This is a genomic window from Promicromonospora noduliphila (assembly GCF_056951025.1).
Map to the genome: position 1 here is coordinate 3,836,536 of NZ_CM167806.1, position 12,410 is coordinate 3,848,945.

Below are 12,410 nucleotides of genomic sequence, written 5' to 3' on the forward strand. Positions count from 1 at the left end.
ATGGCCGACGCCGTCCGCAGGAGCGCCCGGGAGATCGCCGCCACGGTGGTCGACCCGGAGATCCCCGTGCTGACCATCGAGGACCTCGGCATCCTGCGCGGGGTCGCCGAGCGCGGCGACCGGGTCGAGGTGACGATCACGCCGACGTACTCGGGCTGCCCCGCCGTGGACGCCATCCGCGCCGACCTGGTCCGGGAGCTGCGGCAGGCGGGCTACGCCGACGTCGACGTGCGGACCGTGCTCTCCCCCGCCTGGACCACGGACTGGCTGACCGAGGCCGGCCGGCAAAAGCTCGCACGGTACGGCATCGCGCCGCCGACGGGCCGGCGCGCGGCCGGGCCCGTCCGGCTCATCCTCGCGCCGCGCTGCCCGCGGTGCGGCTCCGCCGACACCCGCGAGGTCTCGCGCTTCGGCTCGACCTCGTGCAAGGCACTCTACGAGTGCCGTGCGTGCGCCGAGCCGTTCGACTACTTCAAGGTCCTGTGATGACGACGACGGCGGCCCGCAAGCGCGCACGTTTCCACACGCTGGAGGTGAGCGGGGTCAGACGGCTGACCGCCGACAGCATCGAGGTCACCCTCGCGGTGCCGGACGACCTGCGCGACGACTACGACTACGCCCCCGGCCAGCACGTGGCGCTCCGGACCGACCGCGCGACGCCCGGCTCCGAGCTGCGCCGCAGCTACTCGATCTGCCAGGAGCCGCGTCCGGGCGAGCTGCGGGTCGCGATCAAGCGCGACGTCGGTGGCGTGTTCTCGGCCTGGGCCAACGACCACCTCGCGCCGGGGATGCGGCTGGACGTGATGAGCCCGCAGGGCACGTTCACGACGGACCTCGCGACGGCGGAGGGCAAGCACTTCGCCGCGATCGCGGCGGGCTCGGGCATCACCCCGCTGATGGCGCTCGTGCGGACGATCCTCGGCGGGACCGACCACGCGCGGTTCAGCCTCGTCTACGCCAACCGCACGTCGCTCGACGTGATGTTCCTCGACGAGCTCGCCGACCTGAAGGACCGGTACCCGCACCGGCTGGCGCTCCACCACGTGCTCTCGCGCGAGGAACGCGTCTCGAGGCTGCTCTCGGGCCGGATCGACGCCGACAGGCTGGAGGGCATCCTCGCCGACCTCGTGCCGCCGTCGACCGTCGACGAGTGGTTCCTCTGCGGCCCGCTCGACCTGGTGGAAACCTGCCGCCGGCGGCTCGATGCCGCCGGCGTGGACTCGCGGCACGTGCGCTTCGAGCTGTTCACGACCGGGCGCCCGGCGCCCTCCCCCGCCGCCCGCCCGCCGCGGGCCGACGCCGTCCCGAGCGCCGACGCCGCGACCGTCGCGTTCACACTGGACGGCCGGACCTCGACCGTGGTGATACCGGAGCCCGCCGTCGAGAGCATCCTCAACGCGGCGCTCCGAGTGCGGCCCGACGTCCCGTACGCCTGCACCGGCGGGGTGTGCGGCACCTGCCGGGCCAAGCTCACGACCGGCTCGGTGCGGATGACGGAGAACTACGCCCTGGAGGCCGACGAGATCGAGGCGGGCTACGTGCTGACCTGCCAGTCGCACCCGACCAGCGCCGACGTGACCGTCGACTACGACACCTGACCATCCCGCCCAGCCGGCACCACCGCCCGCCGCACCGCCCGACGAAGGAGTCCCGATGCCACGTCTCGAGATCGACGGCGACCTCGCCGTCGTCACGCTCAACCGCCCGGACAAGCTCAACGCGCTCGACGAGGAGGCGATCGCGCAACTCGACAAGGCCTACCGCGAGGCGGAGGCGGCCGGCGTCCGCGCGCTCGTGCTGCGCGGCGAGGGGCGCGCGTTCTGCGCCGGCCGCGACATCTCGCGCGTCGATCCCGCACAGGACGACGTGCTCGGATACCTCGACGGCCTGGTGCAGCCGCTCCTGGAGCGCATGAGCCGCTTCCCCGCGCCCACCTTCGCAGCGGCCCAGGGCGCGGCCCTCGGCGTCGGCCTGGGCCTGCTCATCGCCTCCGACGTCGTCTACGTCGCCGACACGGCGAAGGTCGGCTCACCCTTCGCCAACCTGGGCGCGACGCTCGACTCGGGCGGTCACGCGCTGTTCGTCGAGCGGCTCGGCGCGCACCGCACCCTCGACCTGATCTTCACGGGACGGCTGATGTCCGGCACCGAGGCCGTGACGGCGGGGCTGTTCAGCCGCGTCTTCCCGGCGGACGAGCTGGAGGCGGCCACGATGGAGGCGGCCCGGCGTGCGTCGTCGGGCGCGACCCTGGCCTTCCGGGCGAGCAAGGAGCTCGTGGCGAACCTGCGCGACAAGCGCCTCGGGCTCTGGGCGAGCATGGCCGAGGAGAACCGGGCCCAGGCGGAGCTGTGCGCGACGTCCGACTACCGGGAGGGGTTCGCCGCGTTCCAGGGCAAGCGGCCGCCGGAGTTCACGGGGCGGGCCTGACGGCGGCGCTACGATCGCGCTGGCACCTGTCGGCGGGCCGGTGCGGGCCTGCCCGCGTGTCAGAGCGACGGCGGCGGGACCGCGAGTAGTGTCGCCGTCGTGGACGACACCGGACTGGTCGGCGCGCAGCAGACCCTCAGCCCTGTCCTCAAGGCCAAAGCGCTGGACAACCGGCTGCCGGAGCCGATCCTCGGCGACCGGTACGCCGAGCAGGTGATGCGCCGCCTCGACCCGGACTACGACAGCGGGCGGTTCGGCACCAGCCAGCTCGGCCTGGTCGCCGTCGTGCGGACCAAGGCGCACGACGACTGGGCCCGCGCCTATCTCGCCGAGCACCCCGACGCGGTGGTGCTGCACCTGGGCTGCGGCCTCGACGCCCGGGTGTACCGCATCGACCCGCCCGCCACCGTCGGCTGGTACGACCTGGACTATCCCTCGGTCATCGAGCTGCGCCGGCAGCTCCTGCCGCCGCGCGAGCACTGCACGCTGATCGGCTCCAGCGTCACCGACCTGACCTGGCTGGACCGCATTCCCCGCGGCCGGCCGGTGCTGATGGTCGCGGAGGGGCTGGTGCCGTACCTGACCGAGACCGACGTCCGGCGGCTGCTGACGGGTGTGGTCGACGCCTTTCCGAGCGGCCAGCTCCAGCTCGACACGGTGTCGGTCTTCGCGTGGCGCACCTCCAGGTGGGACCCCACGCTGCGCAGGTACGACGCCGAGTTCCACTGCGGCTTCGACGACCCGGCGGCGCTGGCCGACTGGCACCCGCGGCTGGAGTACGTCGACGAGGCGCCGATGTACGACTCGCCGGTGCTCATGGCCAAGGCACCCGCGAACGTGCGGCGGACGATGCGCCTCCTGAACCTGCTCCCGGGCATGAAACGGTCCACCCGGATCGTGCGGTTCCGGTTCTGAGCTCCTCGGCCGCGCGGCGGACGCCGTCGGCGATGCGACCGGTGACGCGATCGTTGGTGCGACCGCTCATGCGTCGACCGGGTCGCGGCCGGCGAGCCAACAGGCTCCTTTGGTCAGAACCCCCAAGGTGCGTTCCGGAGTACAGCGAACACCTCATCGGGCAAGATGGAGGCATGGCTACCGAGCTCTGGATCACCGGCGACCCCGAGACCGACCGGCTGCTGAGCGACGATCCGTTCGCGCTGCTGGTCGGCATGCTGCTCGACCAGAACATCCGCTAACCATGAACAGGCCGTAGGAAGGTGGAGAGCATGTCGTTCCAGGTCACAGGCCTGCCAGAGGCCGACAAGGTACTCGACGAGCACCCGTTCGCGGTCCTGTCCGCGATGATGCTCGACCAGCAGTACGCAATGGAACACGCCTTCCGCGGACCCTGGAAGGTGCTGACCCGGTTCGGCACCCTTGACCCCGCAGCGATCGCCGAGGCCGATCCGGACGAGTTCGTGGCGATGGCGACCACTCCCCCGGCGATCCACCGGTACGGCCGCGCCATGGCGGCCCGGTTCCAGGAGCTGGCCCGAGTCGTGGTCGACGAGTACGACGGCGACGCCTCCCGGATCTGGACCGAGGTCACCAGCGGGGCTGACCTGCTCAAGCGGGTCAAAGCACTGCCCGGGTTCGGCGAGCAGAAGGCGAAGATCTTCGTCGCCCTCCTGGCGAAGCAACTCGACGTGCGACCCGACGGCTGGGAGAAAGCCGCCGGCGACTACGCCCTGGACGGCTACCGGTCCGTCGCCGACGTCACCAGCCCCGAAACGCTCCAGAAAGTCCGCGACTTCAAGAAGGCCAAGAAGGCAGCCGCCAAGGCTGCCGGCTAGAACATCTCCACGATCTTGATCGCGTCCCGTGAGGTCTGTGACGAGGCTCGTACCTGGCCGACGACGGGTCAGGTCCTCTCGTGTCGGGCGATGCGTCAGACCTTGATGCCGAACAGCGTCTCGGCATTGCGGAACGCGATCTTCTCCTTGTCCGCACGCGGGAGATCGACTGCCCGGAACCAGTCGGTCCCTTCCTTGATGCTCGCGAAGGGGTAGTCGGTCGCGAACATCACTCGGTCCACACTGATGTACTTCAGCAGGAGATGCAGCAGGTCATCCTGGAAGAACGCGCTCGTCGTGAACCAGAAGTTGTCCTGGAAGTACTGCTCGAAGGGCTTCTCGAGCGAGTTCTCGGTCGGCTCGCCCATGTCGTTGGCGATCCGCTCGTAGTAGAACGGAAGACCTTCGCCCATGTGGCCGATGATGATCTTCAGCCGGGGGAACCTGTCGAAGACTCCGTACGCGATCATCCGGATGCACTGGGTCAGCACCTCCTGGTGCCAGCCGTATCCAGACCCGCTGAAGATGTAGTCCTGGAACTCTTGCGTGTACTCCGAGCGTGTCGTGCTGTAGTAGATCTTGAAGACCTCGTCGGCCGGGTACCCGGGATGCAGGTAGATCGGCACGTCGAGAGCTTCGGCACGCGCCAGCACGGGCTCGAAGTCGGGATGATCGAGGTACTTCTTCGTGATGTGCCCGTTGGTCAGCGCGCCCAGGAAGCCGTCTTCCCGCACCGAGCGTTCCAGCTCGTCCGCCGCCGCCTCCGGGCTCTGCAACGGCAAGGTGGCGAAAGCCTGGAAGCGGCCCGGATAGCTGGCCATCGGCCCGTCGACAAGCTGCCGGTTGAGCCGATAGGCAAGGTCGACCCCCTGCTGCCCAGGGACATTTTGTGCGGACGGCGTGTGCGCCGAGAGGATCTGAACGTCGAGTCCCCCCTCGTCCATGTCGCCGATGCGGCGCCCGCCCAGATCCGAGAGACCGATCTCCTCGAGGAAGTCGATGTGATCCTGGTTGATGGAGTTCAGCTTCAGCAGCGCAGGAGTCGAAAAGGTCTCCTCCGTGCCGATGAACTTCAGGTCCTGGTCGCGAAGCGAGATGTCTTCCTTGGTGAGCGAGACTCCCCGCTCCTCCGTGCCGTCGCCACGTCCCGTGAGTGCCGCCGCGGACAATCCGGCGCCGGCGACAAGCCCGGCCGCGCCGGCGAGAAAACCGCGGCGCCCGAGCAGCGTCCGCCGTCGATCGTGTTCGATCGGTCCCATATCGGTATGTGCTCCTTGGTTGCGTTGCGCGGAACAGGCTGGGGAATCCGTCCTCAAGGTGCCGGCGGCTCCGTGCGGATCACGTTCCCAGGTCCGCCCGCCCCGGTCGTCGGCCCACGGAAGACACCTCGCCGTACTCCGCGCGGAGTACGGGGAGGTGGTTCAAGCTCGCCGGGCGGGTCAACGCGTTGCGTTGCGTCAGGGGAGTCCGGCTTCGTAGGCGGCGATGACGAGATGGACGCGGTCGCGGGCGCCCAGCTTCGCGAGGATGCGGGCCACGTGCGTCTTGGCGGTCAGGGGGCTGACGACCAGCTCGTCCGCGATCTCCTGGTTGCTCCGGCCGCCGGCGACCAGCCTGAGCACCTCCCGTTCGCGCGCTGTCAGGCTGGCCAGCCGCTCGGGTGCCGGCGCCTCCGGGCGACTCAGCGCACGGGTGATGACCGCCTTGGTCGCGCCGGGTGACAGCAGCGACTCGCCCGCGGCGACGGTGCGGATGGCGCTCAGCAGGGCGTCGGGGCGGGTGTCCTTGGGCAGGAACCCGCATGCCCCCGCGCGAAGGCCGCGCAGTACGTTCGTATCTGTCTCGAACGTGGTCAGGATGAGAACCCTGCTGCCGCTCGATGCGTCGTCGGCGAAGATCTGCCGGGTCGCTTCGATACCGTCGGTGCTCGGCATCCTGATGTCCATCAGCACGACGTCAGGTCGCAGGTCCTTGGCCAGCGTCACCGCCTCCTCGCCGGTGCCCGCCTCCCCGACGACCTCCATGTCGTCGGCCGAGTTCACCAGCAGTGCGAAGGCAGCACGCACCAGGGCCTGGTCCTCCGCGAGCAGGACCCGGATCACGTCGGAACCCGCCAGACCTCCGGCAAGGGCAGGCTGGCCCGGACCTCGAAACCTCCGGACTCGCCCGGGCCGGCGGACAGCTCGCCACCGACGGCCTGTGCTCGCCCTGTCATCCCGGCGATCCCGAAGCCGCCCGGGGTCACGATCGAGCTCGGTCGTGCGGGCCCGTGATCGACGACCGTGATCCGCAGCCGGTGGCCGTCCTGGTCGAGCCGGACGGTCGCCTGCTTGGCCATGGAATGTCGGACGACATTGGTGAGCGCCTCCTGGATGATCCGATAGGCCACGACCGACACCGTCGAAGGCAGCTCGTCCGGCAGCCCGGCAGCCTCCAGGTCGACCCGGACACCGGCGGCCTCCGCCATCTCCACCAGGCGCTGCAGCTCGCCCAGGTGGGGCGCCGGCTCGGTCGGCTCGGTCCCGCCGCCATGGAGTACGTCCAGCACGGCGCGCAGCTCACGGAGCGTGGCCCCACTGGTGTCCGACAGGTCGTGCAGCGTGCCGGACAGCTCCCGCAGGGACGAATCCCCACGGTCCGGCAGCTGGTCGATCAGGTGCGCGGCGACGGACGCCTGGACGTTCGCGACGGCGAGACCGTGCGCCAGGACGTCGTGCAGCTCAGCAGCGATCAGGACCCGCTCCTCGGCGACCCGCCGTTCCACCTCGTTGGCACGCTCCCGCTCCAGCCGCGCGGCGACGACGGCTCTCCAGCTCTCCCGGAAGCGGACCGCCAACCCGGCGAAGAAGGCCATGAACAGCCAGCCGACGCCGAGGAGAACATCGCCGAGCGCCCCCGACGTCTCGTCCGCAAGGACAGGCACGGTCACCGCGGCCACCGCCACCAGGGCGGCGACGGGCCGCCGCCGCGGGTCGCTGTAGCGAGCCGCCGCGAACGCAGCGACAAGGGAGGCCGGCATCGTGGCCTCATGGGGATAGTCGAGGAGGTGGTACGGCACCGAGACCGCGACGACGGCGAGGACGACGAGGATCGGCCGGCGCCGACGGGCCAGCAACGGCACCGACGTAGCGCCCAGGAGCACGATCGCCCACAGATCCACGCTGCGCTCGCCGTCGAAGTCCACCACCTGGAGCGTGAGCGCGGCGACGACGCCGAGCACGAACGACCCTGCCGCCAGCAGGAGATCGGCTGCTGGCGGACGGAGCACCGTCATCGTTCACCCAGGGACATCGACCCGGTCCTGGAACACGAACGCCACCTGCTCACGGCGCAGACGCGAACGCGCCCGGTCGCCGAGGCCCGCCACGTCACGGCCGACCAGCACCACGCTGCTCTCATCGGGCTCATCCAGCCCCGCTGCGCAGTGCATCAGCGTGGTCTTGCCCGACCCGGACGGGCCCATGATCGCGGTGAACGCCGCCGGCGCGAAGTCCACCGAGACCTCCCGCAGCCCCAGGACACGAGCAGCCCCAGCACCGTAGTGCTTCGTCACCGCACGGACCTGGACCGGGGCATCGACGTCGCTCATGCCAGCGACCGTAGGCCGCTGGACGCCCGACCCGGATCCGGCGATCTCCCGAGTTCCACCCGGAACCGACCCCGGACCAGGTCAGGGTCGTGCCCTCCGAGAGCCGGGGGGGAACACCGGCCGGTCAGGAGACCTCGGTGGCCCTCGGCCCGGCCCCCGCACCACGTCTGCCGGCCCCACGACGACCTCGGGATCCGTGCCCGGCAGGTGCAGGGTGCGCCATTGCTGGACTCACCTGCACCGGCAAGGCACTACCGGATCACCCTCGCCCGTCGTCTACGCCCCCGGCAGCTCGCGCCGGACCACCTTCCCCGTCGGGTTGCGGGGCAGCGCGTCGAGAAAGTGCACGTCGCGCGGCAGCGAGAAGCGCGGGAGCTGGTCCCTGAGCCGGTCGACGAGGGCGTCGGCGCCCAGGGCGGCGCCGTCGTGCAGCACGACGTACGCGGCGAAGCGGTGGCCGAACGCCTCGTCGGGCACGCCGACCACCGCGGCGTCCGCGACCTCCGGCATAGCGGTGATGGCCTCCTCGACGGGGCGGGGGAAGACGTTCTCGCCGCCCGAGACGATCATGTCGTCGGCCCGGCCCACGACGTAGAGGCGGCCCTCGGCGTCCAGGCGGCCGCGGTCGCCGGTGGCCATCAGGTCGCCGAACATCGGCTGGCCCGCGCCGTTGGTGTATCCCTCGAAGTGCATGCCGTTGCCGACGCAGATCTGGCCGACCTCGCCCTGCGGCACCGGACGGCCGGCGTCGTCCAGGATGCCGATGCGGGTGCCGAGCGGCGGGCGGCCCGCCGTCGTCGGCTCGGCGGCGAGGTCCGCCGGGGTGGAGATGGAGGCCCACGAGGCCTCGGTGGAGCCGTACAGGCCGTAGAGGACAGGGCCGAACTCGGCCAGGAACTGCGTGATCCGGTCGGCCAGCATGGCCGAGCCGGAGTAGGCGACGACGCGCAGGGAGGACGTGTCGTACCTGGCCTTCACCTCGTCCGGCAGGTCGAGGATGCGCTGCAGCATGACCGGCACCGCGATCAGGGCGGTCACCTTCTGCTCCGCGATGGTCCGCAGGGTCTGCTCCGGGTCGAAGCGGCGCTGGAGCGCCAGCTCGGCATGCAGGGCCATGCCGAGCTGCAGGGCGGCCAGCCCCCAGGTGTGAAAGATCGGCGTGGTGATCAGCATCCGGTCGCCCGTGCGCAGCGGGATGACCGACAGCAAGGACGCCGCCTCGCTGAGGCCGTGCGGCTGCGGGCGGCGGGCGCCCTTGGGGGTGCTCGTGGTGCCCGACGTCATGACGACGGTCCGGCCGGGCTTCTCGGGGATCGGCGCCGGCGCCGGGTCGCCGTCGGCCACGAGGGCGGCGAGGCCGGTGGCGCCGTCCTCCGCCCAGGTCGAGAAGACGCGCAGGTCCGCGGGCAGGTCGAGGCCCTGGTCCAGGAACTCCTGGTCGGCGAGGAAGAGCGCCGGACGCTGCTCGGCGACGATCGCCGACACCTGGGCGGGCGACAGGCCGGAGTTGAGCAGCAGCGTGGTCGCGCCGAGCTTGGCCAGCGCCACCATGGCCTCGATCAGGCCGCCGTGGTTGCGGCACATCACGGCGACGGGGGTTCCGACGCCGACGCCGAGGCCCGCGAGGGCGTTGGCCAGGCGGTTGGTCCGGTCGTCGAGCTCGCGGAAGGTCGAGCCGCGCTGCTCGTCGAGAAAGGCCGTCTGCTGCGGGGCGCGGACGGCGCTGGCCCGGTAGCCGCCCGCGATCGACGGGCCCCACCGCAGGAGCTGCCAGATCGCCCCGAGGTCCCGGTCCACGCGCAGGCCCGGCGCCAGCACACCCGACCTGACGAGGTGGAAGCCCTGGTTGAACAGGTTCTCCTTGCGGTCGACCTGCACGAGGCCGCCAGGTCGCACCTCCGCCGCACCGGTAGTCGTCAGCACGCTGCCCCCCTTGGCTCGGCTCGCTATTGCAGTCGCATTCAACTAGGGATCGCGTGGGTGAGGCAAGCCCTGGTGGTCGGCCCGACGTCGGACGTTCCGACGTCGGGCCCACCACCCGGACGGTCAGGGGCCGGCTCAGCCTGCGGCTGCAAACCTGTGCCGGCCCAGCCTGCGCCGACACAACCCGCGCCGGCTCAGCCCGTGCTGATTCAGGCCGTGCTGATTCAGGCCTGGAACAGGTCAGCCGGTGACCGCGAGCCCCGACGACGAGTCGGTCGGCACGGGCCCCGGCTTACCGGGCACGGTCGGCACGGGGGACGGCTCGGCGGGCGCGTCCGAGGGCTCGTCGGGAGCCGGAGCCGGCGCCGGCTTCCCGGAGTCCGTCGGTTCGGGCGCGGGCTCGCCAGGGACGGTCGGCACGGGCGACGGGTCCTTGGTGGCGTCGGGCGCAGGCGCGGTGTCACGGGGCGCCTCGCTGGGCGCCTTCGGCCCGGGCGACACCTCCGCGGGAACCGGCGGCACGGCCGACGACTCCTCGGGGACCGCCGCGCTGGCCTGCGTGCACGCCGTGGCGACCAGCGCGACGACGAGAGCGCTCCCGGCCGCGGCGACGCCGCGTCCGGCCGCGCCCCACCGGGGACGACGACGGGACGGGCTGGTGCTCGAAGGGACTGGAGTGTTCGATGGGTTGAGAGTCACATCGCGGTCAGTGTGCGCGGCGGAGCGCGTGATGACAGCCCTCGGGATGTGACGTGCTCCACACCGGCCGGGTGTCATGCCGAGGCCGCTGCCGGACACCGAACGTCTCGCAGGCCCACACCCAGCCCACCACCTCCCCCTGGAGACCGCCCTGTCAGCCCACACCGAGTCACGTGACCTCGCCCCGGGCCCGCTCACGCCGGACCAGACCGAGTCGCTGTTCGCCGACCACGCGCGCGCCGTGCACCGGTACGCCCGCACCCGGCTGGGCCCGTCGTCGGCGGAGGACGTCGTGGCGGAGGTGTTCGCGATCGCCTGGCGCAAGGGTGAGGTCCCCGACGACCCGCGCGCCTGGCTGCTGGCTATCGCCCGCCGGGTGCTGGCCAACCAGGTCCGGGCCGACCGGCGGCGCACGGCCCTCGCGGAGCGCGCGCTGAACCACCCGACCACACCCGGCGCCGACGACGTGCGCCTCGTCGACGAGCTCGACCTGCTGCACCGGGCGCTCGCGCTGCTGCGGCCCGCCGACCGCGAGGTGGTCGAGCTGCTCGCCGCGGCAGAGCTGAGCACGGCGGAGGTCGCCCGCGTGCTCGGCTGCAGCACCGCGTCGGCCGCCACGCGCGTCTACCGCGCCCGACGTCGGCTGCGCGCCGCCTACCGCACCGTGACCGAAGGTCAGGAGACCTGAGATGAGAAAGACCACAGACGCCCTGACCCGCGCACGGCAGGCCCTGAGCCAGGTCGACGGCGAGCTCGACCTGGCCCGCACACGTTCGGAGGCGCTGGCCCGAGCCCGGTCGGTTCCGGTCACGTTCGACGCCGACGACACCGACGACACCGCGGTGCCCGGGGTCGAGATCCTCCGGCACGGGCAGCGGCCCGAGCTCCCCCGCCGTCGGACCAGGATCTGGGCGCTGGCCGCGGCGCTGGCGCTGCTCGGCGGCGCCGGGGCGGGGGCCGCCGCCCTGTGGCCCGAGCCGGGTCAGACCATGCCGGGCGCGCCCGCGTCGCGCTTTCCCGAGCCCGACGAGCCCACCACCGCCCCGGAGACCACGCCGACGTCCGAGCCGCGCGAGTGCGTGTCGGCGAAGCCGGTCCCCACGCCGAAGAGCCCGGGCTCGCCGAGCCCGGGCTCCGCGCAGACGGACGGCTGCGACACGGTCCCCTCGCCGTCCCTGGCACCCGACGTCCCGGGACGTCCCACGGACTCAGCTACCCGCTGACTTCGACGGCTCGGCTCGGTGCGGCTCCGGCCCAGGCGGGGCGCTGAGGCGGGCAGCGTTATCGCTTGCCGACTTTCTCGACCTTCACCTGGGTGCCGGCCAAGAGGAGGTCCAGATCGGCGTCGTCGGCCGTGAGCACGACCACCGGTCCGCGAAGGGTCAGCGCCGTGGCAGCCACCACAGCGTCAACGGTCATGTCGCGAGCCTTGCGACGCGATGATGCCGCGCCCGCTCGCAGCCGACCAGCGTCGTAGCCGATCTCCTCGGTGACCTCCTCCACCCGAACGGCCTTGGCGACACGCCGTACCCGCGCATCGCGTGCGGTGCCATCAGTGACCTCGGTGAGAGTGAGCGCCGATGCGTGCAGTGTCGAGTCCGTGCGCCGGGCCACTGTCGCCCAGGCTTGCATCTGCCGCCCGTCGCCCGCCAGGGCGGAGAGAGCTTCGGAGTCCAGCAGGATCGAGTGGGGGCCGACGATCACCGCGCGAGCCTGGCCATGATCGCCGCAACTTCGTCCTCGTCGACCGCGCCATGCTCCGCCTCCATGCTCTGCAGCACGTCGTCGAGGGCGTCCCGCTCGAGCTGGCGTGCAACCGCTCCGGCGACGTACGCCGAGAAGCCGCGCGACCCGGCCCGGGCACGAACGCCATCGGAGGTGGACACGGGCATGGAGACGGAGTGCTTCTCGACACCGGCGGCAGCAGACATGCGCCAATCTTACTTGAAGTAGGAATGGCGTGCCACCCGACTTGGGTG

The 12,410-nt window shown here is 71.6% G+C and carries 15 protein-coding genes; 7 read left to right on the top strand and 8 right to left on the bottom strand.

Annotated elements, in window-relative coordinates; genetic code table 11:
* From paaD to AC0QU1_RS16895, 5 genes are all read left to right on the top strand, one after another.
* A complete protein-coding gene (paaD, locus tag AC0QU1_RS16875) occupies positions 1 to 486 on the top strand; it encodes a 1,2-phenylacetyl-CoA epoxidase subunit PaaD (protein WP_483570881.1) in 486 nt (161 codons plus the stop codon).
* The gene (gene paaE, locus AC0QU1_RS16880; protein ID WP_483570883.1) at positions 486 to 1,598 is read left to right on the top strand and encodes a 1,2-phenylacetyl-CoA epoxidase subunit PaaE; all 1,113 of its coding nucleotides are present in this window, start codon (positions 486 to 488) and stop codon (positions 1,596 to 1,598) included. The genes paaD and paaE overlap by 1 nt, the downstream gene beginning before the upstream one ends.
* A gap of 55 nt (positions 1,599 to 1,653) precedes the next feature.
* Positions 1,654 to 2,427: an enoyl-CoA hydratase/isomerase family protein gene (locus tag AC0QU1_RS16885; protein WP_483570885.1), complete on the top strand. Its 774-nt coding sequence runs from the start codon at positions 1,654 to 1,656 to the stop codon at positions 2,425 to 2,427.
* 99 nt (positions 2,428 to 2,526) lie between these two features.
* On the top strand, positions 2,527 to 3,342 hold the full coding sequence (locus AC0QU1_RS16890) for a class I SAM-dependent methyltransferase (RefSeq protein WP_483570887.1): 816 nt from the start codon (positions 2,527 to 2,529) through the stop codon (positions 3,340 to 3,342).
* A 311-nt stretch (positions 3,343 to 3,653) separates the two neighbouring features.
* Positions 3,654 to 4,220, top strand: coding sequence for an HhH-GPD-type base excision DNA repair protein (locus tag AC0QU1_RS16895; RefSeq protein ID WP_483570889.1), 567 nt, complete (start codon positions 3,654 to 3,656; stop codon positions 4,218 to 4,220).
* 95 nt (positions 4,221 to 4,315) lie between these two features.
* Here the strand turns inward: AC0QU1_RS16895 and AC0QU1_RS16900 are convergent, their stop codons facing one another.
* The 6 genes from AC0QU1_RS16900 to AC0QU1_RS16925 all read right to left on the bottom strand — a co-directional run bounded on the left by AC0QU1_RS16900 (position 4,316) and on the right by AC0QU1_RS16925 (position 10,431).
* Positions 4,316 to 5,479: an amidohydrolase family protein gene (locus AC0QU1_RS16900; protein WP_483570890.1), complete on the bottom strand. Its 1,164-nt coding sequence runs from the start codon at positions 5,477 to 5,479 to the stop codon at positions 4,316 to 4,318.
* 198 nt (positions 5,480 to 5,677) lie between these two features.
* Complete coding sequence (locus AC0QU1_RS16905) at positions 5,678 to 6,322, bottom strand: response regulator (RefSeq protein WP_483570891.1); 645 nt, start codon at positions 6,320 to 6,322, stop codon at positions 5,678 to 5,680.
* The gene (locus AC0QU1_RS16910; protein ID WP_483570893.1) at positions 6,319 to 7,494 is read right to left on the bottom strand and encodes a sensor histidine kinase; all 1,176 of its coding nucleotides are present in this window, start codon (positions 7,492 to 7,494) and stop codon (positions 6,319 to 6,321) included. Before AC0QU1_RS16910 ends, AC0QU1_RS16905 begins: the two co-directional genes overlap by 4 nt.
* A 3-nt stretch (positions 7,495 to 7,497) precedes the next feature.
* Positions 7,498 to 7,809 (bottom strand): ATP-binding cassette domain-containing protein, encoded by a 312-nt coding sequence (locus AC0QU1_RS16915; protein WP_483570895.1) that lies wholly within the window; start codon positions 7,807 to 7,809, stop codon positions 7,498 to 7,500.
* Positions 7,810 to 8,085: 276 nt separating this feature from the next.
* Complete coding sequence (locus tag AC0QU1_RS16920; protein WP_483570896.1) at positions 8,086 to 9,732, bottom strand: AMP-binding protein; 1,647 nt, start codon at positions 9,730 to 9,732, stop codon at positions 8,086 to 8,088.
* A 240-nt stretch (positions 9,733 to 9,972) separates the two neighbouring features.
* Positions 9,973 to 10,431 carry a hypothetical protein gene (locus AC0QU1_RS16925; protein WP_483570898.1) on the bottom strand — a complete coding sequence of 153 codons (459 nt, stop codon included), beginning with the start codon at positions 10,429 to 10,431 and terminating at the stop codon, positions 9,973 to 9,975.
* A 76-nt stretch (positions 10,432 to 10,507) separates the two neighbouring features.
* Here AC0QU1_RS16925 and AC0QU1_RS16930 point away from each other — a divergent pair, with 76 nt between their 5' ends.
* Both AC0QU1_RS16930 and AC0QU1_RS16935 read left to right on the top strand, forming a co-directional pair.
* Positions 10,508 to 11,119 (top strand): RNA polymerase sigma factor, encoded by a 612-nt coding sequence (locus AC0QU1_RS16930; RefSeq protein WP_483570900.1) that lies wholly within the window; start codon positions 10,508 to 10,510, stop codon positions 11,117 to 11,119.
* 1 nt (position 11,120) lies between these two features.
* Positions 11,121 to 11,654, top strand: a complete 534-nt coding sequence (locus AC0QU1_RS16935; RefSeq protein ID WP_483570902.1) for a hypothetical protein — start codon at positions 11,121 to 11,123, stop codon at positions 11,652 to 11,654.
* A 58-nt stretch (positions 11,655 to 11,712) separates the two neighbouring features.
* On the opposite strand, the gene AC0QU1_RS16940 is transcribed toward AC0QU1_RS16935, so the two are convergent.
* Both AC0QU1_RS16940 and AC0QU1_RS16945 read right to left on the bottom strand, forming a co-directional pair.
* A complete protein-coding gene (locus tag AC0QU1_RS16940) occupies positions 11,713 to 12,135 on the bottom strand; it encodes a type II toxin-antitoxin system VapC family toxin (RefSeq protein ID WP_483570903.1) in 423 nt (140 codons plus the stop codon).
* Positions 12,132 to 12,362, bottom strand: a complete 231-nt coding sequence (locus AC0QU1_RS16945; protein ID WP_483570904.1) for a CopG family transcriptional regulator — start codon at positions 12,360 to 12,362, stop codon at positions 12,132 to 12,134. The genes AC0QU1_RS16940 and AC0QU1_RS16945 overlap by 4 nt, the downstream gene beginning before the upstream one ends.
* Between the last annotated feature and the right edge of the window lie 48 nt (positions 12,363 to 12,410).

Bases quoted from the DNA above. Each gene is read 5' to 3' on its own strand.
- paaD (WP_483570881.1), top strand. From the start codon at position 1: ATGGCCGACGCCGTCCGCAGGAGCGCCCGGGAGATCGCCGCCACGGTG.
- paaE (WP_483570883.1), top strand. From the start codon at position 486: ATGACGACGACGGCGGCCCGCAAGCGCGCACGTTTCCACACGCTGGAG.
- AC0QU1_RS16885 (WP_483570885.1), top strand. From the start codon at position 1,654: ATGCCACGTCTCGAGATCGACGGCGACCTCGCCGTCGTCACGCTCAAC.
- AC0QU1_RS16895 (WP_483570889.1), top strand. From the start codon at position 3,654: ATGTCGTTCCAGGTCACAGGCCTGCCAGAGGCCGACAAGGTACTCGAC.
- AC0QU1_RS16900 (WP_483570890.1), bottom strand. From the start codon at position 5,479: ATGGGACCGATCGAACACGATCGACGGCGGACGCTGCTCGGGCGCCGC.
- AC0QU1_RS16910 (WP_483570893.1), bottom strand. From the start codon at position 7,494: ATGACGGTGCTCCGTCCGCCAGCAGCCGATCTCCTGCTGGCGGCAGGG.
- AC0QU1_RS16915 (WP_483570895.1), bottom strand. From the start codon at position 7,809: ATGAGCGACGTCGATGCCCCGGTCCAGGTCCGTGCGGTGACGAAGCAC.
- AC0QU1_RS16930 (WP_483570900.1), top strand. From the start codon at position 10,508: ATGCCGAGGCCGCTGCCGGACACCGAACGTCTCGCAGGCCCACACCCA.
- AC0QU1_RS16935 (WP_483570902.1), top strand. From the start codon at position 11,121: ATGAGAAAGACCACAGACGCCCTGACCCGCGCACGGCAGGCCCTGAGC.
- AC0QU1_RS16945 (WP_483570904.1), bottom strand. From the start codon at position 12,362: ATGTCTGCTGCCGCCGGTGTCGAGAAGCACTCCGTCTCCATGCCCGTG.